Annotated in this window: 26 protein-coding genes; 15 read left to right on the top strand and 11 right to left on the bottom strand. The window is 46.0% G+C overall.

Annotated elements, in window-relative coordinates; translation table 11 throughout:
- Positions 1–26: 26 nt before the first annotated feature.
- From AC1XTG_RS17135 to AC1XTG_RS17125, 3 genes are all read right to left on the bottom strand, one after another.
- Entirely contained in the window at positions 27–563 is a 537-nt protein-coding gene (locus AC1XTG_RS17135; RefSeq protein ID WP_484842773.1) for a hypothetical protein, read from the bottom strand.
- Positions 564–627: 64 nt separating this feature from the next.
- On the bottom strand, positions 628–918 hold the full coding sequence (locus tag AC1XTG_RS17130; RefSeq protein ID WP_484842772.1) for a PIN domain-containing protein: 291 nt from the start codon (positions 916–918) through the stop codon (positions 628–630).
- Between the two features lie 21 nt (positions 919–939).
- Positions 940–2,184 carry an MFS transporter gene (locus tag AC1XTG_RS17125; RefSeq protein WP_056283325.1) on the bottom strand — a complete coding sequence of 415 codons (1,245 nt, stop codon included), beginning with the start codon at positions 2,182–2,184 and terminating at the stop codon, positions 940–942.
- Between the two features lie 189 nt (positions 2,185–2,373).
- Here AC1XTG_RS17125 and AC1XTG_RS17120 point away from each other — a divergent pair, with 189 nt between their 5' ends.
- The 8 genes from AC1XTG_RS17120 to AC1XTG_RS17085 all read left to right on the top strand — a co-directional run bounded on the left by AC1XTG_RS17120 (position 2,374) and on the right by AC1XTG_RS17085 (position 9,669).
- Entirely contained in the window at positions 2,374–2,598 is a 225-nt protein-coding gene (locus AC1XTG_RS17120) for a hypothetical protein (protein WP_484842771.1), read from the top strand.
- A gap of 14 nt (positions 2,599–2,612) precedes the next feature.
- On the top strand, positions 2,613–3,518 hold the full coding sequence (locus tag AC1XTG_RS17115; RefSeq protein ID WP_484842770.1) for a winged helix-turn-helix domain-containing protein: 906 nt from the start codon (positions 2,613–2,615) through the stop codon (positions 3,516–3,518).
- Positions 3,519–3,792: 274 nt separating this feature from the next.
- Positions 3,793–4,455 (top strand): ABC transporter ATP-binding protein, encoded by a 663-nt coding sequence (locus tag AC1XTG_RS17110; protein ID WP_056281229.1) that lies wholly within the window; start codon positions 3,793–3,795, stop codon positions 4,453–4,455.
- 15 nt (positions 4,456–4,470) lie between these two features.
- A complete protein-coding gene (locus AC1XTG_RS17105) occupies positions 4,471–5,781 on the top strand; it encodes a TolC family protein (RefSeq protein ID WP_484842769.1) in 1,311 nt (436 codons plus the stop codon).
- Between the two features lie 264 nt (positions 5,782–6,045).
- On the top strand, positions 6,046–6,726 hold the full coding sequence (locus AC1XTG_RS17100) for a hypothetical protein (RefSeq protein ID WP_484842768.1): 681 nt from the start codon (positions 6,046–6,048) through the stop codon (positions 6,724–6,726).
- A gap of 5 nt (positions 6,727–6,731) precedes the next feature.
- The gene (locus tag AC1XTG_RS17095) at positions 6,732–7,427 is read left to right on the top strand and encodes a hypothetical protein (protein ID WP_056281222.1); all 696 of its coding nucleotides are present in this window, start codon (positions 6,732–6,734) and stop codon (positions 7,425–7,427) included.
- 76 nt (positions 7,428–7,503) lie between these two features.
- Positions 7,504–8,199: a GDSL-type esterase/lipase family protein gene (locus tag AC1XTG_RS17090; RefSeq protein ID WP_484842767.1), complete on the top strand. Its 696-nt coding sequence runs from the start codon at positions 7,504–7,506 to the stop codon at positions 8,197–8,199.
- A 126-nt stretch (positions 8,200–8,325) separates the two neighbouring features.
- Positions 8,326–9,669, top strand: a complete 1,344-nt coding sequence (locus tag AC1XTG_RS17085) for an FGGY-family carbohydrate kinase (protein ID WP_484842766.1) — start codon at positions 8,326–8,328, stop codon at positions 9,667–9,669.
- Positions 9,670–9,672: 3 nt separating this feature from the next.
- Here the strand turns inward: AC1XTG_RS17085 and recG are convergent, their stop codons facing one another.
- Positions 9,673–11,793, bottom strand: coding sequence for an ATP-dependent DNA helicase RecG (recG, locus tag AC1XTG_RS17080; protein ID WP_484842765.1), 2,121 nt, complete (start codon positions 11,791–11,793; stop codon positions 9,673–9,675).
- A gap of 186 nt (positions 11,794–11,979) precedes the next feature.
- Between recG and AC1XTG_RS17075 the strand changes: the two genes are divergently transcribed.
- Positions 11,980–12,480 (top strand): DUF2911 domain-containing protein, encoded by a 501-nt coding sequence (locus AC1XTG_RS17075; RefSeq protein ID WP_056281215.1) that lies wholly within the window; start codon positions 11,980–11,982, stop codon positions 12,478–12,480.
- 93 nt (positions 12,481–12,573) lie between these two features.
- On the opposite strand, the gene AC1XTG_RS17070 is transcribed toward AC1XTG_RS17075, so the two are convergent.
- The 6 genes from AC1XTG_RS17070 to AC1XTG_RS17045 all read right to left on the bottom strand — a co-directional run bounded on the left by AC1XTG_RS17070 (position 12,574) and on the right by AC1XTG_RS17045 (position 16,762).
- Entirely contained in the window at positions 12,574–12,870 is a 297-nt protein-coding gene (locus AC1XTG_RS17070) for a winged helix-turn-helix domain-containing protein (RefSeq protein ID WP_484842764.1), read from the bottom strand.
- Positions 12,871–12,890: 20 nt separating this feature from the next.
- Complete coding sequence (locus tag AC1XTG_RS17065; protein ID WP_484842763.1) at positions 12,891–14,006, bottom strand: hypothetical protein; 1,116 nt, start codon at positions 14,004–14,006, stop codon at positions 12,891–12,893.
- A 36-nt stretch (positions 14,007–14,042) separates the two neighbouring features.
- On the bottom strand, positions 14,043–14,417 hold the full coding sequence (locus tag AC1XTG_RS17060; RefSeq protein ID WP_484842762.1) for a diacylglycerol kinase family protein: 375 nt from the start codon (positions 14,415–14,417) through the stop codon (positions 14,043–14,045).
- Complete coding sequence (locus AC1XTG_RS17055; protein ID WP_484842761.1) at positions 14,392–15,069, bottom strand: DUF1361 domain-containing protein; 678 nt, start codon at positions 15,067–15,069, stop codon at positions 14,392–14,394. The genes AC1XTG_RS17060 and AC1XTG_RS17055 overlap by 26 nt, the downstream gene beginning before the upstream one ends.
- A 111-nt stretch (positions 15,070–15,180) precedes the next feature.
- Entirely contained in the window at positions 15,181–16,089 is a 909-nt protein-coding gene (locus AC1XTG_RS17050; RefSeq protein ID WP_484842760.1) for an SMP-30/gluconolactonase/LRE family protein, read from the bottom strand.
- A 19-nt stretch (positions 16,090–16,108) separates the two neighbouring features.
- A complete protein-coding gene (locus AC1XTG_RS17045; RefSeq protein ID WP_484842759.1) occupies positions 16,109–16,762 on the bottom strand; it encodes a thioredoxin family protein in 654 nt (217 codons plus the stop codon).
- A 354-nt stretch (positions 16,763–17,116) separates the two neighbouring features.
- On the opposite strand from AC1XTG_RS17045, the gene rplU reads away from it, so the two are divergent.
- From rplU to AC1XTG_RS17015, 6 genes are all read left to right on the top strand, one after another.
- Positions 17,117–17,428, top strand: a complete 312-nt coding sequence (gene rplU, locus AC1XTG_RS17040; protein WP_056281202.1) for a 50S ribosomal protein L21 — start codon at positions 17,117–17,119, stop codon at positions 17,426–17,428.
- Between the two features lie 74 nt (positions 17,429–17,502).
- A complete protein-coding gene (rpmA, locus tag AC1XTG_RS17035; protein WP_031525912.1) occupies positions 17,503–17,793 on the top strand; it encodes a 50S ribosomal protein L27 in 291 nt (96 codons plus the stop codon).
- 139 nt (positions 17,794–17,932) lie between these two features.
- The gene (locus AC1XTG_RS17030) at positions 17,933–18,529 is read left to right on the top strand and encodes a NifU family protein (RefSeq protein ID WP_484842758.1); all 597 of its coding nucleotides are present in this window, start codon (positions 17,933–17,935) and stop codon (positions 18,527–18,529) included.
- A gap of 78 nt (positions 18,530–18,607) precedes the next feature.
- Positions 18,608–19,723 (top strand): hypothetical protein, encoded by a 1,116-nt coding sequence (locus AC1XTG_RS17025; protein WP_484842757.1) that lies wholly within the window; start codon positions 18,608–18,610, stop codon positions 19,721–19,723.
- Between the two features lies 1 nt (position 19,724).
- Complete coding sequence (locus tag AC1XTG_RS17020; protein WP_484842756.1) at positions 19,725–20,777, top strand: 2Fe-2S iron-sulfur cluster-binding protein; 1,053 nt, start codon at positions 19,725–19,727, stop codon at positions 20,775–20,777.
- A 497-nt stretch (positions 20,778–21,274) separates the two neighbouring features.
- A complete protein-coding gene (locus tag AC1XTG_RS17015) occupies positions 21,275–22,339 on the top strand; it encodes a LacI family DNA-binding transcriptional regulator (protein ID WP_484842755.1) in 1,065 nt (354 codons plus the stop codon).
- 9 nt (positions 22,340–22,348) lie between these two features.
- On the opposite strand, the gene AC1XTG_RS17010 is transcribed toward AC1XTG_RS17015, so the two are convergent.
- The gene (locus AC1XTG_RS17010; RefSeq protein WP_484842754.1) at positions 22,349–24,982 is read right to left on the bottom strand and encodes a M1 family aminopeptidase; all 2,634 of its coding nucleotides are present in this window, start codon (positions 24,980–24,982) and stop codon (positions 22,349–22,351) included.

The raw sequence follows: 24,982 nt of genomic DNA, 5'->3' as shown, positions 1-24,982 counted from the left end.
CCAAGAATAATGCTTTTGCCTGCTAATTATGAATGCGGCCAATCTCCTAGCTTTATAGTTGATGAGCCAGCAGCAGGAAGCATTTTGACACCTGTATTTTGAAGAACTTTTGCATTTCTGGAGAATCGATGATTTTTAAGCCAGGATGATTCGCCAGTTTTAGGGTTAATGGCAATTGCGCCTAGCTCTGTTATAGCTCGTAATTGATATGCAAATTTATTCCACTTCAAGCCTGTACCCTTATCTTTGACATTTGAAAAGAGCCACGATTCCCTTAATCCTTCTTTAGATTGGCGCCCAATATCAAGGAATAAAGCTTCGTTGTTATTATCGATAAAATCAAGTGTACTGCCTGATATTTTGGGAACTTCAAGAGTAAAAGCAACACGGTCAACTATTGGATCTAAGATAACGCCCTCAAAATCTACAACGGGAACAAGGAAGAATTGAAAAGGGTTAAAACGAATAGCGCTTATATAAGCATTGGTCTTTGTTACACTCTTACTCAAGAATGCTATCATATCCTCTGGTAAGGCATGAAACTGAATTGAAATTCCCGACATTTAGAGGCAGTTAGTTTATCAATTGTAGATACGTACCAAGTTCAAATTTAAAACAACCAACGGATTATTTTAAATCTGCGAACTTATTATCATCTGGATCATTTTCAATGAGATTCCACTTGAAGGAAGGCTCCCCGAATATAGTATTTGGAGCAATTGTTAATTGATGCAAAACCTCATTTGCAATGGCAGGAGAATATGTTTTGCCAAGTATTTCCTCATATTCAAATAGAATTTCATTACTGACGCACCATTTAAATTTACCAGCCATAAAATCTAAATATAGCTGATAGTATGGGCTTTTCGGAGGAATGGAGGCTCTAAGACAATTAGTATCAATAACTGCTTCAACCATTTGCACCAAAGCTATCGTCAATCAACTCAGCCGCACCGAAAACAAGTCTTTTGACCGGAAATAGATCCAGGTTACTACAACCATCGTGAATATGCCGCCGATTACTACGGATGGCACGGTCCCGAAAGCTTTCGCCATTACGCCTGATTCAAACGCGCCGAGCTCGTTGGAGGAGCTTACAAACATCCCATTTACTGCGGCGACCCGGCCGCGCATTTCATCAGGCGGATAGATCTGTAAGATCGTTTGCCGAACAATCACACTCACACTGTCGAAGACGCCCGTCGCGAAAAGTGCGGCGCAGGATAGCAAAAAGCTGGTCGATAATGCGAAAACGATCGTGAATATTCCAAAACCAGCTACCGCAATGAGCATATTCCGCCATGCATTGTGGGTTGGAGGATAATAAGCCATTGCGAACATCGTCAGCAGTGAACCAATGGAAGGCGCTGCGCGCAGCAAACCCAATCCCTCTGGCCCGACTTTCAATATATCCTCCGCGAAAACAGGCAGGATTGCGACAACTCCGCCAAAAAGCACAGAAAACAGATCAAGAGAAATCGCGTAAAGCACAATCCTGGTTTTGAAAACAAAGCGGAATCCTTCTTTCAGGCTCTCCACAATAGGTATGGTGATCTTCGGAAACTCGGGCCGCGTTTTGATCATACCCAGCAAAATCCAGCAGATCACAAAATTGGCAATTACGATCAGCAATACGTTGGCCAGACCGAGATATGCGTAAAGAAAACCTGCAATGGCGGGTCCCGTAATTGATCCCGCCTGCCAGAATGAACTACTCCACGTAGATGAATTGTGATAGATAGTGCGGGGAACAAGGAAGGGTTTTAAAGAATTGGAGGCGGGTGAATAAAAGCCTTTTGCAAAACCGATCAATGCGAAAACCGAATAGATAACGGCCAGATGCTCGCCCTGGGTTAAAGAATTGTAAATTCCCGGCTGAAAAGCAACATAAAGGATCACCGAGCCCAGTAAAATCACAACCAGACTCACGTGCATAATCGTGATCTTGTTCTTTTGATCGGCGATATGTCCCCCGAAAAGTGACGTGATGATAAACGGGATTACCTCAGCCAGACCCACCAGTCCTAATGCCAGCGGATCGTGCGTCATTTTATACAATTCATAACCAACAATAACCTCCTGAATGAGGATCGTGGCTGAGAAGAGAAAAGTGTTTGAAATGAAAAAACGAAAATCAGAATAGCGAAGTGCCGCGTAAGGATCGTGGGAAGAAACTGTTTTCAATTCGGATGTGGTGGTGTTCTGAAACCGTAACACGACACGCCGGCAATAATGTTCTGTTTTTGTGGAAAATTAATGAAGTTTGTGCCGCAAGAAACGGTTTTACATTTCCTTAACAAGCTTTTACAACCCTTTTACCCGCATTCATTCCCCGGCTGATAGATTTGTTCCATTCACAAAAACATCGGAACTATGAAAAATGCATCAGGCTTTATTTGTGCGATCCTGCTCGCAGTAACGACTTCTACCGCGCTGCCATCGGGCAAACCATTAAAAAAAGCTGTCAAAAAACCGGAAGCTGCCCAGAAGAATACCGCGGCGGAAGTTACTAAGCCAGCCAAACAGAAAATCATTACGCCGGTATTTCACTGGTTCGGACCTTTGGAACAAAAGAAAGGTCAACGGGATAATTGCTAATCGATTTTTGACAAATGACGAACACCGGCAACAAATCTGCTTTTTCATTCACACTGCTCTGCTTTGCAGCATTGCTCGCTTTGTTGCCGGCGTTTCAAACTGTTTCTGCGAACAATGAAACAGTCCGTTTTGCTGAAAAGGTAAATCTCGCATTAAGGCGGACCGCGCACCATTTGCTCCTGGCAACGGGCGATTCAGTGACAAAGATTCCGGCTGTCAAACAAATTGATGCAAACACCTTCTCCGTGCGCATTGAAAATCTGGGTGATTATGAAAAATTACCTGCGCTGATGCAGCAATCTTTACAAATCCAGAAAATTGATCGTGGGTACAATGTGATGGTTTTTAACTGCAAAACCAGGGAATTGCAGCTCGGCTATAACTTTCAGGATCTCAATCAGAAAGGTGGGGTAGCCTGCGAAAACAGGGCTGACGAAAATGGTTGTTTTACACTTCAGATCAGTTTTGAGCCCCAGCCACAGCTTGCGACCGCTAATTCCGATCGCCGTTTATGGATCTTGCCTTTTATATGCGGCCTTGCCGGGATCGGTTTGTTTTTCTGGAAAAGGAACCAACAGAAAACGCATTTGACCAAAACAGAAATAACTCCATTGCCTGCTTCTGAACTCCATTTCGGGAACTCGTCACTGAATAGTCAGAATCAGGTACTCATGTGCGGCAATGTAAAAAATCAGCTTACTTACCGGGAAGCGAAGCTGCTTGGTCTTTTTGTAAAGAACAGCAATCAAGTGTTGGAAAGGGACTTTATCCTAAAAGCGGTGTGGAAAGATGAAGGCATTATCGTAAGCCGGAGCGTCGACGTTTTTGTATCCCGGCTGCGCAAATTGCTGGCTGCCGATCCGGCTGTAAAAATTACCGCCATTCACGGCGTCGGCTACAAAATGGAAATCCATTCCTGACATTATGTCCTGAAAATCACACTTCTGAATCGCCACGCGGGAAGCTACCCTACCCATTTTACAACAGTAGTTTTGGTCGTCCGATACCGTACACATTTGTACGTTTTTGAACGATCAAATGCATTATATCAATCTCAAATCACTATATATCAGCTTAATACTACTTTGGCAAGGCTTTTTAAAATAGCATTGGTATAAGAGACGATGGTTCTGGATTTGTTTTTAAAAACGCTTGTCCGTAATTACAACCTGAATCTCAAACCCAACATTTTTTATGATTAAGTTAGAAAAGATATCAAAGTACTACCCGGCAGGATTTGGCAAGACTTACGTTTTGCGTCACATCGATTTACATATAAAAGAAGGTGAGTTTGTTTCCATTATGGGCCCGTCGGGTTCGGGGAAATCTACCCTCTTACATATCCTGGGCTTGCTCGAAGAGCCTTCGGAAGGAGAATACCTTTTCCTCGACGAGCCTGTTCAGAAATTGTCAGAAAAGAAGCGCACGGAATTGCACCGCCACCACATTGGCTTCGTGTTCCAGGCTTACCATTTGATCGACGAGCTTACGGTCTATGAAAACATCGAAACGCCGCTTCTCTACAAAGGCACTTCTTCTTCGGAGCGGAAAAGCCGGGTGGCCGAATTGCTGGACAGGTTCAATATGGTAGCTAAAAAAGACCTTTTCCCACACCAGTTATCGGGAGGCCAGCAGCAGCTGGTGGGCGTTGCCAGAGCGATTGTTCATAACCCAAAGGTGATTTTTGCCGACGAACCGACCGGAAACCTGCATTCGGAACAGTCAATAGAAATAATGGAGTTGTTTCAAAAACTCAACCAGGAAGACAAAGTAACAATTGTACAAGTAACTCATTCAGAAACAAATGCGGGATACGGCAATCGCGTCGTCCGCCTGAAAGACGGCTGGTTAGCCTAAAAATACCTATTAGCCATGAAACGTATTCTTCTACTTATTTGCCTGCTGCCTCTGTTCAGCCAGGCCCAGGATACCCTTAGCCTGGCAGATTGCGTCGATCTGCTGATCAAGAACAACCTGATTTACCAGCAGGGCAACCTGCAATCCGAATCAGCGCAGGCACAGCTGCGGCAAACGAGGTCGCAGATCTTACCGCAGATTTACATTGGCGCCGATCAAAGCTTTAATATGGGCCGGAGCATCGACCAGTATACCAATGCGTATATAGATGAGGTTTATGGTCTGAATGCGATTGGAACCGGCTTTTCAATACCCGTTTTTCAGGGTTTCAAATTACAGAACCAGATCCGTCAGGGTGTTTTGCTGAAAGAATCGGCGATGGAAAACCGTACTGCGGTGCTGAATGCACAGACTATCCTTTTAATGCAGGGATATGTAAATGTACTCGCCACCAATGCATTGCTCGACGCGGCAACACAGCAGGTACTGTCCTCTGAACAGCAGGTGGATCGTGTTTCGAAGCAGGTGAATGCAGGTACGGTGGGTGCTAATCTGCTCTACGAGATCAAGGCGCAGCTTTCCAATGATAAATTCGCGCAGATTACCGCATTGAACAATTACCGTACTGCCCGGCTGTCGCTTTTCCAGCGGATGAACATCACGCCTGACGATAAAATCCAATTTGAAATACTCGCTCCTAAAGACACTTTGCAGCGAAAAGAGGATGCACTGGCGCTTTATGAAAGTGCCCAGAGAATTTTTCCTGAAATAAAAAGTGCGGAGCTGTACAGGGAAAGCTTCAAATATCAAGTCAAATCGATTAAAGCGGCTAATTATCCATCGCTTAGTTTGAGCGCAAATATGAGAGCATTTTACGCGACCAGTAACCGGAAACTGGATTATCTGAACCAGCTGAACTCTACCCGAAACGGGTCGTTGATGCTCAGTCTGAACATTCCGATTATGGGTCGCTGGGTAACCCGGCCACGTGTGGAGTTTGCGAAAGTCCAGGAGCGGCTTGCGCAGAATACGCTGGATGTAACCAATCAGCAGCTCAGACAAGCGATCGAGCAGGCTGTGCTTAATCTGGATGCGCTGGCGGACAAATACGCAGCGGCCCGCGATCAGGTAGAGTCGCTCACAGCCAGCTTTGCGGTTGTAGAAAGCAAGCTGAATGCGGGCATTGCCAACAGCTTTGAATATACACTCGCAAAAGCAAACCTGGGAAAAGCCCAGGCCAATGCGATCCAGGCAAAATATGATTTCTTAATGCAGCAAAGACTGTTACAATATTATCGCCAGGGAAACTGGGAAGGGGTATTTTAAGGGGAGACTTCGGCCGTCGGCTGTCATACTTAGGCTTGCGTCTGAGTTGCAAAGTAAAGCCGAAAGCCGATTGCCGACAGCCGAAAGCCGAAAGCCGATGTTCCCCCAATGTTCTTGTTAGGTTAAATTTGGTATCGGTAATTTTTAAGAGGTTGTCCTGCTGGGGCGGCCTCTTTTTTTGTGGTTTTAGTTAAAATAAATTAAATAATTCTCAGGTGACTTAATGCTATGTATATTGTCCTTGTCAAACTAACAACGACAGTCATGAGAAAACTTCTTCTATTTGCCTTGCTCGGAACCTGGTTCCTGGTCGGGAATGCTTTTGGACAAATACAGAAAGGGGCCGGGTATCTCGGCGGTACGATCAGTTTCGACGGGGAAACTTCAAGGAGTGAAGAACCCGCTGATCCGCTTAATTCTGCGAGGGCCCGGAGGCACACCATTGCGCCGGAAATTCAATTTGGAAAAATGATCGGGAACCGGACCATGATGGGACTGGGCGTGCGGTATAATGTCACGTTTAACCGCACGAAATACGACGAAAACGATCTTGCGAACAGCCAACTTTCTCAGGGGATTGCGTTACTGCCCTTTATCCGCCAGTACAAATCGCTGGGAAGCAGCAACTGGTCGGTGTTCCTGCACGGTGAGCTTGGTCCTCAATATCAATGGATCAGAACTACTAATATCCAGGGTAGCACGCCTGTTAACGAGTACAGGGATTTCTGGCAATACGGAGTGAGTATCAAACCGGGTATTGCCTATGTTTCGAAGAAAAATGGCTGGGCCATCGAAGGTTATGCAGATATCCTCTCTCTGAATGCTAATTATGTTCCTTTCAAAAATGACGCTCCCAGCGTATTTACACTTAATACCGGTATTGCTACGGCATTCCCCAATGTAATTACTCTCCGCGTCGCCAAATATATCTTCCCTAAAAACTGAGAGCCATGAGAAATTCCATACTTACATTCCTGCTGCTGGTTTTATTGAACCATATTGCAACGGCACAGTTTCAGGCAGGCGAATCGTTTATCAGCGGGTCGTTTTATAACAACCTCAATAATGTGAGGCAAAAAGGCAGCGAGCCCAATACAAATGCCTATAATCATTATATCAATATCTCTTTGGGCAAATTTACCAAAGACAATCGGGCAACCGGCTGGGGCCTGACACACTCTTTGAATATTCAGAGCAACAGCTACTACAAACCAGATCCCAACACTTTAGGGGAGCTCAGCTTAGGAGTTGAGCGCTTTGCTGAGTTTTACAAGTCGGTGGGTGAAAAATTTGCTTTATACGCCCGACCTGCGTTGAATCTCGGGTATCAGTTCAAAACCAACAATGCGGTCAACAATAATGAGCTGGTTTATGAAAGCAAGATCAATTCAATCAATTTAAGTGCCGGCATCAGTGCGGGGGTAATTTGGCGGTTATCGCCCAAATGGGCAGTTGAAGGCGGCTTTGCATTCCTGAATCCGATCAGTATTAGTTATGGATTTACGACCACCGAATATTTTCAGAATAAATACCCCAACGGGGAAAATGTCAAATACGAAGGACACGGAATTAATTATTTCTTTTCGCCGAACATTTCATCAGGAAGTATCGGACTGGGTTTGCGGTATTTTTATGGTTTGAAATAATAAAAGATAATTGCACCATATACATTAAAAACGCGGTGGATGTGCCTTTTTTGGGCATATCCACTTTTTAGTTAGAATGAAAAAATACTTCCTGTTACTTTTTATTGCCGGACTGACCGCCTGCCACAAGCCCAATTACAATAGCCTCGATGCTCCCTGGGAGCCTGATTATAAGGTTGACAGATCCGAAAGTTCAATCCTGGATTTCGAGAAAAAGGATGCTGAAAAAATGCCCGCTCCCGGCGGGATCGTTTTTACGGGTAGCTCTTCATTTACAAAGTGGCAGTCGGCGGCACAGGACCTCGCGCCGCTTCCGATCATTAACCGCGGGTTTGGCGGCTCCACATTGCCGGAAGTAATCCATTATGCCGACCGTACCATTACCAAATACAAGCCGAAAACCGTGGTGATCTATTGTGAGAACGATATGTTTGGTAAAAAGAAGAAAACACCCGAGCAGGTACGTGACGCGTATGTGACACTCACAAAGACAATCCGTGACAAACAGCCTGACGTACTCATTTACGGCGTATCTCTGAAACCTTCTCCCTCGCGCTGGGACAGAAAAGAGGATGTTATCAAAGCCAACCGGCTGATTCAGGATTTTATCAAATCCGACAAGAACCACAAATACATTGATGTGTGGCCGGTTATGCTGAAAGATGGCCGTCCCGATGGAAGCATTTTCCTTGGCGACAGTCTCCACATGAATGAAGAAGGCTACCGCAGGTGGACCAGGGTTTTTAGACCTATTCTTGAAAAAACATCCTGATAACGTGAAATTGGGCCAATTAACAAGATTTTACAAACAAAGAATAAGGGTATAGGTTTTAACGTAAAGTCACTATATTAACCGAAAAAATACATTTCCGGGTAAAAAGTGATACAACATTAGCTAATGAAAGTAACAGCGGTTTTTGACATTGGAAGGACTAATAAAAAGTATGTGCTCTTCAATGAAAAGTACGATATCGTTAAAGAATTCTCCGAGTCGTTGCCGGAGACGACCGACGAGGACGGGTTTCCTACCGAGGACTGCGAGCTGCTGACCAAGTGGGTCCAGGACCGATGGAACGAGCTGCTGGCTAATCCCGAATACGATATCAAGGCTGTTAATGTAGCTGCTTACGGAGCGAGCCTCGTTCACCTGGACGCTGCCAATAAGCCACTTACCCCGCTTTACTCTTATCTGAAACCGTTTCCTGAGGATCTGTTAAGGCAGTTTTACAGCACTTATGGAGATCCGACGAGGATTTCTCTTCAAACTGGTTCACCTGCAATGGGCATGCTGAACTCGGGAATGCAGCTGTATTGGCTTAAACATACCAAACCTGACATTTACAAGCAGATAGCGACTACGCTGCACCTGCCCCAATACATTTTGTACCTGCTCACTGGTCGCAAAGTGAGCGATTACACTTCCCTGGGCTGCCATACTGCGCTGTGGAGCTTCGAAATGTGGGATTATCACGAGTGGGTGAAGGAAGAAGGCATTCACAAAAAGCTGGCGCCGGTACTCGCTTCATCGTCTTTCATTTACCGTCACGGCGATAAGGGTGTACAATCGGGATTCGGTCTGCACGACAGTTCCTCTGCATTGATACCTTACAGAATGGCCGTTAAAAAACCGTTTGTGCTGCTTTCAACAGGGACCTGGTGCATTAATTTCAACTCGTTTGCATCCAAGCCGCTTACCTCTTACCAGCTCGAACGTGATTGTATGAATTACCTCACACCGGAAGGAAGCGGGGTTACTGCATCGCGTTTGTTTATGGGACGCGAGCACGATTTCCAGGTTGCACGCATTGCGGATTACTTCCGCGTTGAACCTGACTTTTACAAGAAAGTTACATTCAACGAATCGTATCTCGAACTCGATACTCCGAAGTTTTACACCGCTTGCATGACCGGAAATGGTCCGTTTCCTGAGCCAAATACACAGGAATGGCAGGTAAGTGCATTCTCTTCGGCCGAAGTCGCCTATCATCACCTGATCAAAGGGTTAACCGAACTGCTGTTTGTTTCGCTGGATCTGATTGCGGTCAATGATGTGCAGGCTATTTATATCGATGGTGGCTTCGCACGCAATGAAATTTTCACCAAGCTGATAGCGCGTCACTACTCTAACCATAAAGTTTACGCGACAGATTTGCCTTACGCAACTTCTCTCGGAGCTGCCCTGCATGTTACGCGTCCGCAGACATTTGATTTTATAGAAGAAATAAGGGAGATAGTACTTTAATTGTTAGCTGATCCGGCTCCAGTTGGTTTCTTCTTTCCGGAGATTTGCCAAATGTAGCCGGATCGGCTGATTGACAGCTTCCAACAGATCCGGATCTTTTTCCAGGATCTCCTCCGCCGACTGGCGCGCAGCTTTCAAAATCTCACCGTCCTGCGCGAGATTCGCCACCAGTAAATCCACCAGCCCGCTTTGCTGCGTTCCTGAGATATCCCCTGGTCCCCGCAGCTGCAAATCCACTTCCGCGATTTCGAAGCCATCGTTGGTGCGGCACATTGTTTCAATGCGTAGCTTAGTATCTTTCGAAATCTTGTAATCCGTGATCAGAATGCAATAGGATTGTTCCGCGCCGCGCCCTACCCTGCCCCGCAGCTGATGCAATTGGGACAAGCCAAAACGCTCCGCATTTTCAATCACCATCACCGACGCATTCGGCACATTAACGCCAACCTCTATCACCGTCGTAGCGACCATGATCTTGGTTTCGTTCCGAACAAACCGTCCCATTTCAAAGTCCTTGTCCTGCGCTTTCATTTTACCATGCAAAATACTCAGCGGCACATCCGGGAAAGCGCGCGAAACACTTTCGTAGCCATCCATTAAGTCTTTCAGGTCCATTTTCTCAGACTCTTCGATCAGCGGGTAAACCATGTAAACCTGTCGTCCCTTCGCAATTTCCTCTTTTAAAAATCCGAAAACTGAAAGCCTGTGAGCGTCATAGCGGTGCACTGTTTTAATGGGCTTTCTGCCGGCAGGTAGTTCATTAATGGCTGAAATGTCGAGATCTCCGTAGAGCGTCATTGCCAGGGTACGCGGAATAGGCGTGGCTGTCATAACGAGCATGTGCGGGTTAATGCGGCTGTTTTTTGCCCACAACTTAGCCCGCTGCGCTACCCCGAACCGGTGCTGCTCATCGATAATGCACAGTCCCAGGTTCCTGAACTGTACAATATCTTCAATCAATGCGTGCGTACCGACGATGATCTGCATGGTACCGTCGAGCAGTTGCTTGTGTATGATTTCACGTTCCTTTTTTTTCGTAGAGCCCGTCAGCTTGCCAATGTTCACCCCAAGCAGGTCGGCAAACTTTTTTAAACCCTGATAATGCTGGTCTGCCAAAATCTCCGTCGGCGCCATGAGGCACGCTTGCGCATCGTTATCCAATGCGAAAAGCACACTAATAAACGCCACGATCGTTTTACCCGAACCTACATCGCCCTGTAAAAGCCGGTTCATCTGCTTACCTGTATTCAGGTCTTCACGAATCTCGTGCAAAACCCGGATTTGTGCATTGGTAAGCTGAAAAGGAAGAAAATGCTCATAGAACTCTTTGACTAAATGTGTCTTCGAAAAAACCAGCCCCGGGTATTCCGTTTTATGTAAAAGCTTGTTCTTGATCAGTCTGAACTGATTATAAAACAACTCTTCGAATTTCAGCCGCCGCTGTGCCTGATGCAACGACTTTTGACTGTCCGGCAAATGAAAATGCCAAAGCGCGTCGGCTTTTGAGATAAGCCTGTATTTCTGCGTAAGTGTGTCCGGGAGTGTTTCCCTGATATGCGCCCGGGATATTTCGAGCAGGCTGCGCATCATTTTGCTGATCGCCCTGCTGTCGACAAATTTTCTCCTCAGCTTTTCAGTCAGAGGATAGATCGGCTGCCAAAACCCGCCCCGTTCATTCTCCTGAGTAAGCATCTCAATGTCAGGATGGGTGATATTCCACCTTCCGCCAAAAAGCACTGGCTTTCCGTAGACAATGTATTCTGCACTGGGACGCAGGCTTTTTTCGTACCAGTTAATGCTCTGGAACCACACCAGCTCCATAATGCCGGTACCATCTGAAAAGTAAGCTACTAACCGTTTTTTGCCACCCTCACCTACCGTAGTCATTTCTCGCAGCCTGCCTTTGATCTGAGCAGCCGGCATTTGTTCGTTCAGACCTGAAATCTGGTGAAAAACGGTGCGGTCTTCGTGACGGAAGGGATAATGCTGAATCAGATCGCCAAATGTAAAAATGCTCAGTTCCTGATTGAGCAAAGCTGCCTTTTGGGGCCCTACTCCTCTCAGGAATTCGATTTTAGTATCGAAAAAACGGGTTCTTACAGATGGATTTGTATCAAATGTCATTGTTCAAATATAGTGTGAAATCGCTAAAACCACTGTTTTTGGTTTTCTGATATGTTAATCAACGTTAATGTGGTCACGTATCGCTGCGATTGGCGCATAGCCACTTGATTAACAACTTTTGAATTCATTACTTCGTGAAATTTAAGTTTCCCAATCACCTATTTTGTTTAATTAATTTTCGTTTTTATGAAAAAATCATTTTTAGCGCTTTTCTTCTCCCTGGTTGCATTCACATGGGCTTCCGCACAAAGCCCGCGCGTAACAGCCGAAGGCAAGAATGTCAGCGTTGCGTATGGACAACCATCTAAAAAAGGACGTGTGCTATTTGGAAAAGAAGGTAGCGAGAGCCTTGAAAAATATGACAAGATTTGGAGAACCGGTGCCAATGCATCTACCGAAATTACCTTCAAAAAAGATGGCAAGTTTGGCGGCAAAGATGTGAAAGCCGGAACTTACAGCTTGTTCACAATCCCTGGCGAAAAGCAATGGACAGTGATTTTGAACAGTGTACTTGGCCAGTCAGGTGCTTATGAATATGAGAAAAACAAAGAAAAAGATGTTTTGAAAGTCTCGGTACCTGCCAAAAAATACCCAACATCAGCCGAGAAGCTGACCTTTACTGTAACCGACAAATCTGTTGATTTCCAGTGGGACAAAGAAGGGTTTTCAGTACCTGTAAAGTTCTGAGGTAATATCCCTATAATAAAAACCGGGAGTTGGGTGAGCCAGCTTCCGGTTTTTTGTTGTTCCTCCCTTTTCTCCTTCCTCCCTTTCCTCCTTCTACAAATTCGCCTTGATCATGTTTTCAAGCACCTGCAAATGCCCGGTGAATTCTTTGTGTCCCAGCTCGGTGGCTTTGTAGGTTGTTAAAGGTTTTCTGCCGGCGAACTGTTTTTGAACCTCAACATATTTGATTTCCTCCAAAGCTTTCAAATGCGACGCCAGATTCCCGTCTGTCAGCTGCAGAAGCTCTTTCAGCTCGTTGAAGCTGACAGCATCATTCACCACCAGCACTGACATTAATCCCAGCCTGATCTTACTTTCAAATACCTTATTAAATTTCTCTAACCATTCCATTTTGTTCGCCTCCCATCAAATTACTCTACAATGGGTTGCATAAAGCGCATTGCATCGCGATTTCTTACCCAAACTGCTTCATCACGCAGGTTATTAGCTCTGCCTGTGAGGCCTGCGGAAACAAGACCTGTTCCAACCGAAACCCAAAAAAATGTCCGCAGGTTGTCCCGGTTACCTGAGATCAGGGAAATAATGGACCCCGCTGAACCTGCAACCGAAATCACCAGACCGATAGTTCGTGTCCGCCGCGATCTCATATAAAGATCAAGTCCGCGAGTCGAAACTAAAAACTCTCTTTTCAATGCACGCTGCCCTGAATAAACAACATTATCCTTGACGTAGCTGTTAGCGCCCCGCAAATAGATCGCCTCCTTGTCATACCACCTGATCGCTTGTCGGATGGTACTATCCGACGCGACCTGCGCATTGCTTTTGGCACTAAACAGCAGCAATAAAACCACTATCAAGCCTTTTGCTGCTGCATTGCCGCTTTTGCTTTTATCCCGGTCGTAACGATTGTGCATCGTCAGTCCGTAGATGATATGAAGTACTCCAAACCCGAAAGCCCAGAAAAGCAGTGAATAACCCGTCATGAAAAGCGCAATGCAGCCGATTGCAATTTCCAGCATTCCCAGGTAAAAAAGCTCCGGGTAAGTGAACCTGCTCGCATTCACCAAAGCCAATCCGTAAAAAAGTAACGTTGCCGGAAAAACCAGCCAGATAAATCCGTAATGCAGCATAGCAAGGCAAAATACGCCGCCGGTACCTAGTGGTATAAGCATACTGACCAGCAGGCGGCGGGAGCTGCTGTTCCAGACTGTCAACCCTTTTTTTCTTCCTTTTCGCACTGTTAGCAGGATACCGACTGCCAGCGACAGGATCAAAACCAGAAGTCCGTCTACAAACAAAAAGCCGATCAGCGGCTTTCCGGAAGGTCCATGGTAAGCACCGAACGGACTCAGGATTTCTTCAAACCAGTCTGTTTTATATCTTAAATAAGCCGCTGCGGCGCCGATCAATGCAAACAAGCCAGCGAATACACCGCTCAGTCCGCTGAGCGAAAGGAACTTTGACGAGCGCTCCATTAAATCGCGGATCTCGGTCAGCGTGTGCAGGGAATCCTGGTTGGAGTTCATAAATATCTTTACATTAATAAATGCGAGTAGTACAAATCAGAGCAATACAAGGAGTTTTGGGAAAAATATAATGGCGCCCACGATCACCGCCGAAATAGCAAGGATCAGCACACCGGCAGCTGCAGTATCTTTCACCACTTTGATCACCGGGTGATATCCGGGTGACACGAGATCAGCCAGCTTTTCAAGCGCAGTATTAAACGCTTCTGCTGCCCAGACCAAGGCAATCTGAATCACAAGAATCATCCATTCCGTGGCTGAAATCTGGAATCCCACTCCGGCAGCAACTACGCCGAGACAGGCAATCAAATGGATTCTGGCGTTGTTTTCGTACCGGAATAGGTTGAAGATCCCGACACCTGCGAAGGTAAAACTGCGCAGTGCCTTACGGATATCGATGGGTCCCTTCATTTTGTTTTAGTTCTGCGAAAATGTGGAACGCAAAGTACAATAACATCAGCACGAACGAAAACGTGATGGTGTGTTTTATAGCCAGCGGATTTTGCATACTCTCAAAGATACCTCTTAACAAAGACACCGGTTTTGTTAGAATATCCCAGCTGTTCCAACGACCGTAGCGGCCAAGAAATACACCGAATCCGCTCAGTATCATTGAAAACAGGATCACAGTCCAGGCCAGCGCCTCATTCCAGCGTGCACTGATAATACGGTGTACAATGCGGATACTGTAGAGCCCGGCTAAAAATCCCGCTACCGAGAAAGTAAAGATCATCAGTGAGTCGTACCAGATGATATTGTCGCCGATCCCGCGCAAATGTTTCAGGTCCGTGATAATGTAAGGCGCGTTGGGGAAGAACAGCAACCAGACAAGAAGGTAGCACATCAGCAGACCAAAAGGCGCCCGGCGCTTCGCTTCCATTTCGTCTACCCATTTGATAAAAATCAGGGGTACCCAGGCCAGAAACAGATTCCAGGCCAGGAAGACAAAATCCCAGTCGTGGAGCAAAATCCGAAACAACAATAAGCTCATTGCTGCAGCCGACACAAATGCGATCAATGCAATTTTCTGGTTACGCTGTAAATAGCCTGCTAGAATTTCCATTATCATAAGTTTTGATGATAAATTTGAAAAGTACTTTGAGATGCAAAGTAAGTTACAAAATGCCGACCGGCCATCACGCTTCATGATTTTTAATGAAAAACTAAGGAGTTGCTATTTGTTGTTTTTGGCAAATGCTTTCATCATCGCCCATTCCCTGCCGGCTGTCGGTGCTTTGAAAGTTTCCAGGCAACCGCGGTCCTGCAATGTGATGTAGCAGGTTTTTCCATTTCGCCCGCCAAAGCAGATGTTGGAGACCTTTTTCCCGATCGTGGTAACTGTTTGAATGATCTTACCTTCTGGTGAGAGGATCGCGACCTCTCCTTTTCCGTGCCGCGCGATGTAGAGGTTTCCATTCACATCGCAGCGCATACCGTCCATTCCTCCATCTTCGAAATGGTAGAGCAGCTTCTTATTGCTCAGCATACCGTCGGCAGCCAGGTCAAATACCCACACATTGCGCTGTACACTCTCATTTACATACAATTTCTTTTCGTCGGGGCTCACGTCGATTCCATTGGTGGTACCCATATTTTCAGCCGCGAGTTTTACCTTCCCTTCAGGTGAAACGTGCCAGATCTGCCCTGTACCTTCTTTCCAGTTCGGATCTGAACAAAAAATGTTTCCCGACGCGGTGATCGCCAGATCATTAGGCTGGTTCATCTTCGGCTCATTGGCAAACACCGAAATGTTCTTTGTGATCAGGTCCACTTTCAGAATGTTGTGCCCGGTAAAATCGGCCACGTAAAATGTGTTCTTATCCCCAAACCGGATCCCGTTTCCGGTACTTCCTTTGGGCAAGGTCACGAAAAAGCTTGCATTTCCTTTTCCATTCATGATTGCGATCGTACCGTCACGTGCAAAGTTCACGGCATATACATTGCCCTCGTTGTCCACAGCCGGACCTTCACAATTGTTGGTAAACTCACCTTCGCTCGAAAATTTCTTGCTTTTGGTTTGTGCCCAGGCAACCTGAACAAATAATAAGAAAACGGTCGCGAGAAGAGGGATAAGTTTGTTCATCGTGATGAATGCAATGATTTTACTTGTTTTTCCATTTGATCGGACAACCTACGGGCTTGGTGATGGTAGTTACCACCGGTTTTCCGCCAAGCAGGTTGTTCACGGCGTCTTCAACATACAGCTTAGTAACCCCGCCCGGATCTTGCGGATTGTCGTCGATCATGCCAATATAGCGTACAATAAACTTTGAACCGCTTTTTTGCACTACAAAAACCTGCGGTGTCCTGGCTGCGCCAAAAGCCCTGGATACCTGCTGGGCCTGGTCTGCCAGGTAGGGATACCCGTAGTTTTTAGACAGTGCCCGTTCTTTCATTTTTTCAAAAGTATCATCCGGATGCGTACCGGGGTCACTGGGATTAATTGCAACAACAGGAAATCCCTGACCCGAAAACTTGCTGTTAAGCGCTATAATCCGGTCTTCGTAAGCTTTGGCAAAAGGGCAGTGATTGCTTGTAAATACGACGATCAGACCTTTTGCATTACCATAATCATTCAGGGATACCGTGTTTCCGTTCGTGTTTTTGAGCTGAAAACCTGCTACCGCATCGCCGATCTGGTACCCGCCCTGGCCTTGCTCATAGAAAGCCGCTTCCCGCACGCGCCGAACTTCGCCGTGAGATGAAAACGACAATCCCGCACATAGCACCAGGGAAATCCATAAACCAATTTTCATAATGTCGAATTTAAATGCATTCTCTATTGAGACGGAATTCCCGTGAAAAAGTAACAATCAGTACTGTTAATTTTTGTTAAAGACCGGCAAGTGCCACAGAAACAAAACGTTTGGGCGACAGGCAATCTTATAAAAGCCTTTTTGCAGGCGCATTCAGGGACCTGCTTTGTTGCTGGCTGCACAGGTAAATGTAACAAAAGACAACCAATACAGTGGTTTCCCTATTCAACGAACAAATAATATACGCAGGTACCCCCTAATCCGGGCTCAATAATATTGCTAAAATATTGTCATTCTGTGTTTAGCTGTTTATCTTTGCACCTCATTTTGAAACAGCTTACTTAATTTATTAACATGTACGCAATCGTAGAAATCGCAGGTCAGCAATTTAAAGTTGAAAAGGGTCGCGAAATCTTCACGCATAGGCTTGAAGGTGACGTGAACGCTGCACTTGTATTTGACAAAGTCCTTCTCGTTGACAACGGAGGCACAGTATCGGTTGGACTACCTACAGTAGCAGGCGCTTCTGTAAAGGCAACTGTCCTTGAACACCTTAAAGGTGAAAAAGTGATCGTCTTCAAGAAGAAAAGACGTAAAGGCTACCGCGTTAAAAACGGTCACCGTCAATATCTGACCAAAATCAGCATCGACGAAATCGTAGCTTAATGCAGCTTCCGGCAACAGAAATCGAAGCCGGAGTTTTATTCAATCAGGAAATAACAACTAATAGTTAAGATATCATGGCACATAAGAAAGGTGTAGGTAGCTCGAAAAACGGACGTGAATCGGAAAGCAAGCGTCTTGGAGTAAAATTATTCGGTGGTCAGGTTGCCAAAGCAGGAAATATCCTTGTTCGTCAGCGTGGTACCAAACACAATCCTGGCAAAAACGTAGGTATTGGTCGCGACCATACTTTGTTTGCATTGGTTGACGGTAATGTGGTTTTCCGCAAAACCCGTGAAAACAGATCTTACGTTCACATCGAACCAATCGCAGTTGCTGCTGAAACTACTGCTACTGCAGAAGCTTAGTTTTTAGTTAATGCTTTTGAAAAACCCGTCAGGTCCCGCACCTTACGGGTTTTTTCTTTTACAACCACCCAATGGAAAACCAAAAGCACGCTTTGCTTGTTTGAATTGAGTACAACCTATTTCCAATCATTCTACCGACATGCTTACACGTCCAGTTTTTGTATATACCGAATTAAGTCCCAACCCGAATTCGATGAAGTTTGTCCTGAACTTCGAGCTGGTACCCGACGGGCTTTCCTTTGACTACCCTTCCCTGGAAGCCGCTCTTGAAGAAGGGAAGGCTTCGCCGCTTGCGTCCGACCTGTTTCAGTTTCCGCATGTAAGGCGCGTGTTCATCGCCAGCAACTTCGTGACGATTACGAAAGACGACAGTATTGCCTGGGAAGATGTGTTGAGAGATACCAAGCAATTCATTAAGATCTATTTCGAAGAGAATCACCCTGTTTTTGCACAGCAAACTATTGATAAAAATACCGTCATCGTGGATTCCCGCGACTCAGATACTGTTCAGAAAATCAAAGCAGCACTTGACCAGTACGTTCGGCCAGCAGTTGAGTCAGACGGTGGAGCGATCAATTTTCATTCATTTAATGAAGAGTCCGGCACCGTGAAAGTACTGCTGCAAGGTTCGTGCAGCGGCTGTCCGTCTTCTACATTGACATTGAAAGCAGGAATTGAAAACCTGCTGACCAGAATGGTACCTGATGTAAAAGAAGTAGTTGCAGAAGGCGTTTAAGCTTTTCCTGATATCTTTTGGGAAACCCTGTCGCGAGACGGGGTTTCTTTTTTTTTAATGTTTTGTTAGTTTCAGGACATGAAGCAGCCGCTGCATCGATTTATTTCAGAGATTGAAAAACTGCAATCCACCGGAGACAACTATTTTCCAGCCGGGATCTTCCCTGCGCAACGGATTAACCCGCTGATCGGATACAAACGGCAGGATACTACGATATTTTTTTCGGCGATTATCTGCTTTACACTGCAATCCATTCGCAGGCAGGTTAACGGAGAGATCGGGGAGCAGATCGACAGGATTTGTGAAAAGGTCATTGCCAACTATCCCGATTTCAGAAATAAGGACGGGTTGAAAACCTACAATTTCTGGAAAACAAAGCCTTCCAAACATTTTCCAAATGGTCACATTTTCCGCCGATTTGAGCATTTCCGCATTCCCGACGATATAGATGACACTGCTTTCATCTACCTGACAAGTAACCCGACGCGGGAGGAACTGGCCTGGCTAAAAGAAAAGCTGGCACTCCATTCCAATGGACACAAATTGTGGATCCGGAATACTTACCCCGAGTACCGGAACCTGAAAGCATATTCAACCTGGTTTGGTAAGAATATGTACGTAGAGTTTGATGTGTGTGTGTTGAGCAACATGCTTTATTGTATCCATCAATACGGGCTGCCGCTGAATGAACACGACCACGCCAGTCTGGAATACATTCACTCAGTGATAGCAACCGATCGGTACATCAAAGTCCCCTTTCGCTGCGCACACCAGTACCCGCGAACTCCCCTGATCATTTACCACGTAGCACGTCTTCTGGCCGCATTCGAACCTGCTGCACTTGAACCTGTCAGGACCAAGTTGATCGCCGATACGCAACAGCTGCTCGCGACATTCCTACACGATATGGACCGGGTTTTGCTATCCATTTCTCTCATGCGGCTTGGTGTAGCTACAAAACGTGTCCCAGTGGAGCAATTCAGTGAAAAGCATTTTGAAGGGTTCGGCTTTTTCATTGCCGGCCTGCTCACCGCGTATGAGAATCCACTGCTTTACAAACTAGCAATATCCCCGCTCTTCCACATGAAATGGGTATGCGAAGCGCATTCGTGGACTTTGCTGGCCGAGTACGAAATGATGTGGGCGCAACACGAAAATGCTGTGGGCGAGGTGTCAAACCAATTGAAAAAGTAACATGTCAGATTCGACGATATCCATAAAGGTCAGACAGATTATCAAAGAGGCTGACGATGCAAAAACCTTTGTTTTTGAAAGAACAGATGGAAAGCCACTTGTCTACAAAGCCGGCCAGTTCCTGACCTTCCTCATCGAAATGCACGGGCACGAGGTACGACGCTCCTACTCCATGAGCTCGGCGCCGGGAGTGGACGCTTATCCTTCCATTACCGTCAAGCGTGTACCTAATGGAGAAATCTCGCGTTTCTGGATTGATCATGTTCAGGAAGGCGATGTTTTCACCACCCTCTTTCCCACCGGCAGGTTTGTGCTTGAAGAAAGCATTTCCGGCGAGCGGGATATTGTATTGATCGGCGCGGGAAGCGGAATTACACCCCTGTTTTCTATTTTAAAACAAACCCTCAGCGAGGGTCCGCATTTACATGTTACGCTGATTTACGCAAGCCGTAATGTAAAAACCACGCTCTTCTGGCAACAGATACTTGACCTTGAAAGCAAATACCACGAACGTTTCCGCGCCATTCACATTCATAGTCAACCTGCCGATGAATGGAACGGGATCCGGGGTAGGATCAACAACACGCGCCTGGAACAGCTTGTGAATAAGTCCCTGAAATACAATCCCGCGGACGCGCGCTTTTTTATTTGCGGACCGTTTGATCTGATGCGCTCATCGGAGATCACGCTCCATTTTATGGGGTTTTCCAAAGATCAGATCAGAAAAGAGAACTTCGTGATCACTTCTGCGCCCCCTCCCCCTCCTGAATCATACCCGCACAACATTGTTCTGAATTTCCGCGAAAAACTGCAACATCTCCATGTCCCCGCGCATACGACCGTGCTTGATGCCGCGCTCGCCGCGGGCATTCGCCTGCCATATAGCTGCAAAGGCGGTCGCTGCTCTACCTGCGCAGGTATTTGCAAGACGGGCTCTATCCACATGAGCGTCAATGAAGTTCTTACAGATAACGATTTAAAGGAAGGCTGGATTTTGACCTGCTCGGCCTATGTCGACAGCGACAATGTAACTATCGAAATTCCTGACCTATAATGAGAAAGCGCAAGTCGGGCTGACTTACGCTTTCTCAGGATTTAGGATAAGTGGATCTTAAATTTAGGAATATAGAAAAGGTTAAAGGCGGATTTCAGGTATAAGAGCAAGGAACGTCAAATGCTATTTAGTTCTTAAACGTATTGTTCGGATAGACATTAATCAGAGATGTTAAACTTCAAAAACGGCGAATAATCTTCTACTTGATTAACTGATTACAAAATTAATCGTAAAATTAGATTTACAAAGCGAAATTGTGAAAAAGTGCACGAACACGCAATAAAAAGTGACCGTCGTTATCGTACACGATTTGGCAAGCGTGCAATTAGCTCCGGCGCATAAATTTAGCTTGTAAATTCTATATTCTCTGTTTTGTTATAAAAAAGATTTGAAAAGTAATTATTAAACAGGCAATCAGCCAGCGATTCTGTTCCTGAAAGTGCTGTTAATTACTACTTTTGCATGCTTCACAGAAGCTAACTACCTCTGATTAAATTGTGAAAAAGAAAATCGTAAGAATAAAAGATATAGCCGAGCGTGCACAAACTTCCAAAGGCACTGTTGACCGTGTACTCCACAACCGGGGAAGGGTCGCTGACGATGTGCGGGAAAGGATATTGAGCATTATCAAAGAGCTAAACTACGAACCCAACTTCATTGCGCAGTCACTTAAATCGCAGCGTACCTATAATCTTGCCGTCCTTGTGCCTGATCCGGCACTCGACCCTTACTGGCAGGCACCGCGACTGGGATTGGAGAAAGCAGAAAAGGAGCTCCGGCAATACGGTCTGTCCATTACACAATTCATTTTCGATCCGCACGATGATCAATCTTTTATCGAGCGCGCACATGAGGTTACTGCCGAGAAACCCGACGGACTGCTGATTGCACCGGTGTTTTACAAGGAGGTACTGCCGTTTTTCAAGGAATGGGCAGACCTGAACATTCCTTATGTGCTCTTCAATACGCAGATAGAGCACGTCAATCCACTGTGCTACATCGGACAGGATTCCTACCGGAGTGGTTGCCTCGCGGCCAAAATCCTAAGTTTTGGATTGCAATCTTCCGGCAGTATTCTGATCGCGCATATCAATGAAGATATATCAAACTCAGCCCACCTGATCACCAAAGAGGAAGGTTTTAAAGATTATTTCAGGAGTCTTGGAAATGGCAGGAGCTTTGAGGTGATCAGCAAGGAAATTCACTTTTCGGACGAAGAAGGCCCAGGCCGCGAGCTTGACGCGATCAGAAGCGAAAACCCGGATTTAAGGGCGATTTACGTGACCAACTCCAAAGCGTTTGAAGTAGCCGCTTACCTGGAAAAAAATAGCCTGAAAGACATCAAGCTTGTAGGATACGACCTGGTGGAAGCAAACCTCGATTATCTTAACAAAGAGGTGATCCATTTTCTTATCAACCAAAACCCGCTGGGTCAGGGATACTGGGGAATACACCAGCTGGCCAATCACCTTGTATTCAAAAAAGAGGTAGCACCCATTAAATTCCTTCCGCTCGATATTATCACGAAAGAAAATCTGGATTACTACCTCGATCCGCAGTGACGAGACTTGTTAAAGATCTCCGAACTGCGCGTACATTTCTTTAAGCTTTGGCTCGGTTTCCTTCGCACGGATATCTTTTCTGAGGGCGGTAACACCCTGAATGTCCGTCAAAAGCCCGAGTGCCTGGAAGGCGCCGAATCTGACAAAATAAGAGGAATTGTCCCGCGCCAGACCTTCAAGTACCGGTATACTTTTCCGCTGGATATCCTGTTTCGACTTGATGAGGTATTTCCCAAAAACCTGCAGGAAGTTATACTTCTCGGTAGGCTTCATCGCACGCATCTTTTCAAGGAACCAGTCAAACCGCTCAGGCTGAGCCAGACCTGCATAATAGTTTGCAACCGACGTCACGATCGCGTCGTTAGGTGAGTTTTCAAACTGGGCAGCTATCTCGTTGGCATCATTTGGCTGTGACATCAGGTATTTTTCAATCGCAACAGATACCACCAGATAGGAACTGTCGCTAAGTGCCTCCTTAAAAATCGAATCACTGTTATTATCACCAAATGAAGCCAGGGTAATAATCGCTTCGGAGCGAACCTGCGGATGCGGATCCTTACGGGCCAGGCTTTGAATTTTAGTTTCAATGTCGGCGAAACCAGCGCCTGCATATTCGGCAAAATTACTCACTGCCATTTGACGGAATTTCCAGAAGGGGTCTCCCATTGCCTTCTCGAGTATATTCTTCACCGTTGTGTCGGAGAGCGCGCCTTCCAGTTGAGACAATGCATCATACTTATGCAAAAAGCGATCTGCATTCAAATACTGAAACTGCATTTCGGGGCGGTTTTTCTCATGCTCGATCACAGCTAGCAGCTGCGCGTCTGCATCAAATACAACCAGATCAGGCTTTTTGGCAGCAGGGAATTCCAGGGTTTGGTTTACTTTGTCAATCACCACATTATACTGGTTTTTCTTACCGCTCACCCACACATCCACTTTGAGCGGAAGCCGGTAAACAGTAGTCGCAAGTGTATCCTGAGCCTGTTTCACCTTCAATACCACCTTGCCTGTATTGGCCACATATTCCTGCTGTATTTTCAGGTTAGGGTGCCCCGGACGGTGGAACCACTGGTCGAAAAACCAGTTGAGATCTTCACCGGTCACTTTTTCAAATGCAGTTCTCAGATCATCAATTTCAACTGTTCCCAATGCATTTTTACGCAGATAGTATTTCAGGGAAGCAAAAAAAGCATCGTCGCCCACATACGACCGCAGCACATGTAAAATGCGCCCGCCCTTTGCATAAGAGTGGCTGTCAAACATATTCTCACGATCCTTATAAAAATAGCGGATCATTGGCACCTGCTTGGTCTCTGATTCAAGCATGTAACTCTTCATTTCCTGTAAGTTACCCCAGTCAGCTTCATACTTCCCGTCGTTATACTCGCTCCACAGGTATTCGGAATAATTGGCAAAAGATTCATTTAAAGGAAGTTGGCCCCATTCCTCACAGGTTACATAATCGCCAAACCAGTGATGCGCCAGCTCGTGGGCAATTACCGCATCCGAATTCCCGTCCACCAGCGAACGCGTATCATTTTGCACACCTTCTTCATGTACGGTAGCCGTTGTATTTTCCATCGCTCCCGCCACAAAATCGCGCACTGCTATCTGCGCGTATTTTTCCCAGGGATACTCAACGCCGAATATATTGGAAAAGAAACCCATCATTTCAGGAGTGCGGCCGAAGATCGCATGTGCATCCTTTCCGTACTTGGGCTCTACGTAATAACTTAATTCAAGCCCGTTGGGCATCATATCCTTGGCAACCACGAAGTCGCCTACTGCCATCATAGCGAGGTATGGCGCGTGGGGAATGGACTGTTTCCAGTGATCTGTCCGTGTTCCCTTTTTACCTTCGCTCTGCCCGATCAGCAGTCCATTCGACAGTGTCTTAAAGGTACTGTCTACAGTAATGTAAAAATCGTGGGTGAATTTCTGATTTGGCGCGTCAATGGTCGGGAACCAGCAGGAGCTGCCCTCGGTTTCTCCCTGCGTCCAGATCTGTCGCGGCTTGCCCTCGTCCAGTCCGTCTGCATTGATGAAGTACAATCCCTTGTCGGTCTGACTATCGTCGGGCTTGTTTCTAGGCAGATCGTTTGGTTTGGCTACGTAGTCGATTTTAACAAGCAGCGTGTCATTTCGTGTGTAGTTCTTATCAAGCTTGATGATCAGCTTTCGTTTATCCTCATAAGTAAAATTCAGCTTTTTGATCACCTTTCCGGCAATTTCCTCCGTAGTAAGTGCGCCATAATCTCCGACAGTGTCCAGCATTGATACGCCTTTGATATCAAAACCTTTTGCATCCAGTTCCAATGTATTCTGGGGATGGAAGTGTGACTTGAATGCGATTACAGCCGAGGCAGGTACCTGCTGCTTAACCCAGTCAAACTGTACGTCAAGGCGCGTGTAAATGATATCGCTCTTTTTGGTACGTTCAGGGCGGTAAGGACCTTTTTTAGTGATGGAACCGGGATTTCTCCGGTAAACTGTATCAGCCGGAACCCTGTTATCAGGAGCGGCCGAGACGGAGGTCAAAAGTAAATTGAATGCAAAGATTGTAGCGATTAGTCGGCTCAAAAGTAAGGTATTGCGACCGGTCATATCTGCTTTCGAATTGTTAGCTGGGGAGTGATTCAA

The organism is Dyadobacter sp. HNCC25DJ183 (assembly GCF_056895175.1).
This window is presented reverse-complemented; position numbering and strand designations above follow the sequence as displayed.

Excerpts from the sequence above, each read along its gene's own strand:
- AC1XTG_RS17135 (WP_484842773.1), bottom strand. The coding sequence starts at position 563 with ATGTCGGGAATTTCAATTCAGTTTCATGCCTTACCAGAGGATATGATA.
- AC1XTG_RS17130 (WP_484842772.1), bottom strand. The coding sequence starts at position 918 with ATGGTTGAAGCAGTTATTGATACTAATTGTCTTAGAGCCTCCATTCCT.
- AC1XTG_RS17120 (WP_484842771.1), top strand. The coding sequence starts at position 2,374 with ATGAAAAATGCATCAGGCTTTATTTGTGCGATCCTGCTCGCAGTAACG.
- AC1XTG_RS17115 (WP_484842770.1), top strand. The coding sequence starts at position 2,613 with ATGACGAACACCGGCAACAAATCTGCTTTTTCATTCACACTGCTCTGC.
- AC1XTG_RS17110 (WP_056281229.1), top strand. The coding sequence starts at position 3,793 with ATGATTAAGTTAGAAAAGATATCAAAGTACTACCCGGCAGGATTTGGC.
- AC1XTG_RS17105 (WP_484842769.1), top strand. The coding sequence starts at position 4,471 with ATGAAACGTATTCTTCTACTTATTTGCCTGCTGCCTCTGTTCAGCCAG.
- AC1XTG_RS17100 (WP_484842768.1), top strand. The coding sequence starts at position 6,046 with ATGAGAAAACTTCTTCTATTTGCCTTGCTCGGAACCTGGTTCCTGGTC.
- AC1XTG_RS17095 (WP_056281222.1), top strand. The coding sequence starts at position 6,732 with ATGAGAAATTCCATACTTACATTCCTGCTGCTGGTTTTATTGAACCAT.
- AC1XTG_RS17090 (WP_484842767.1), top strand. The coding sequence starts at position 7,504 with ATGAAAAAATACTTCCTGTTACTTTTTATTGCCGGACTGACCGCCTGC.
- AC1XTG_RS17085 (WP_484842766.1), top strand. The coding sequence starts at position 8,326 with ATGAAAGTAACAGCGGTTTTTGACATTGGAAGGACTAATAAAAAGTAT.
- recG (WP_484842765.1), bottom strand. The coding sequence starts at position 11,793 with ATGACATTTGATACAAATCCATCTGTAAGAACCCGTTTTTTCGATACT.
- AC1XTG_RS17075 (WP_056281215.1), top strand. The coding sequence starts at position 11,980 with ATGAAAAAATCATTTTTAGCGCTTTTCTTCTCCCTGGTTGCATTCACA.
- AC1XTG_RS17070 (WP_484842764.1), bottom strand. The coding sequence starts at position 12,870 with ATGGAATGGTTAGAGAAATTTAATAAGGTATTTGAAAGTAAGATCAGG.
- AC1XTG_RS17065 (WP_484842763.1), bottom strand. The coding sequence starts at position 14,006 with ATGAACTCCAACCAGGATTCCCTGCACACGCTGACCGAGATCCGCGAT.
- AC1XTG_RS17060 (WP_484842762.1), bottom strand. The coding sequence starts at position 14,417 with ATGAAGGGACCCATCGATATCCGTAAGGCACTGCGCAGTTTTACCTTC.
- AC1XTG_RS17055 (WP_484842761.1), bottom strand. The coding sequence starts at position 15,069 with ATGGAAATTCTAGCAGGCTATTTACAGCGTAACCAGAAAATTGCATTG.
- AC1XTG_RS17050 (WP_484842760.1), bottom strand. The coding sequence starts at position 16,089 with ATGAACAAACTTATCCCTCTTCTCGCGACCGTTTTCTTATTATTTGTT.
- AC1XTG_RS17045 (WP_484842759.1), bottom strand. The coding sequence starts at position 16,762 with ATGAAAATTGGTTTATGGATTTCCCTGGTGCTATGTGCGGGATTGTCG.
- rplU (WP_056281202.1), top strand. The coding sequence starts at position 17,117 with ATGTACGCAATCGTAGAAATCGCAGGTCAGCAATTTAAAGTTGAAAAG.
- rpmA (WP_031525912.1), top strand. The coding sequence starts at position 17,503 with ATGGCACATAAGAAAGGTGTAGGTAGCTCGAAAAACGGACGTGAATCG.
- AC1XTG_RS17030 (WP_484842758.1), top strand. The coding sequence starts at position 17,933 with ATGCTTACACGTCCAGTTTTTGTATATACCGAATTAAGTCCCAACCCG.
- AC1XTG_RS17025 (WP_484842757.1), top strand. The coding sequence starts at position 18,608 with ATGAAGCAGCCGCTGCATCGATTTATTTCAGAGATTGAAAAACTGCAA.
- AC1XTG_RS17020 (WP_484842756.1), top strand. The coding sequence starts at position 19,725 with ATGTCAGATTCGACGATATCCATAAAGGTCAGACAGATTATCAAAGAG.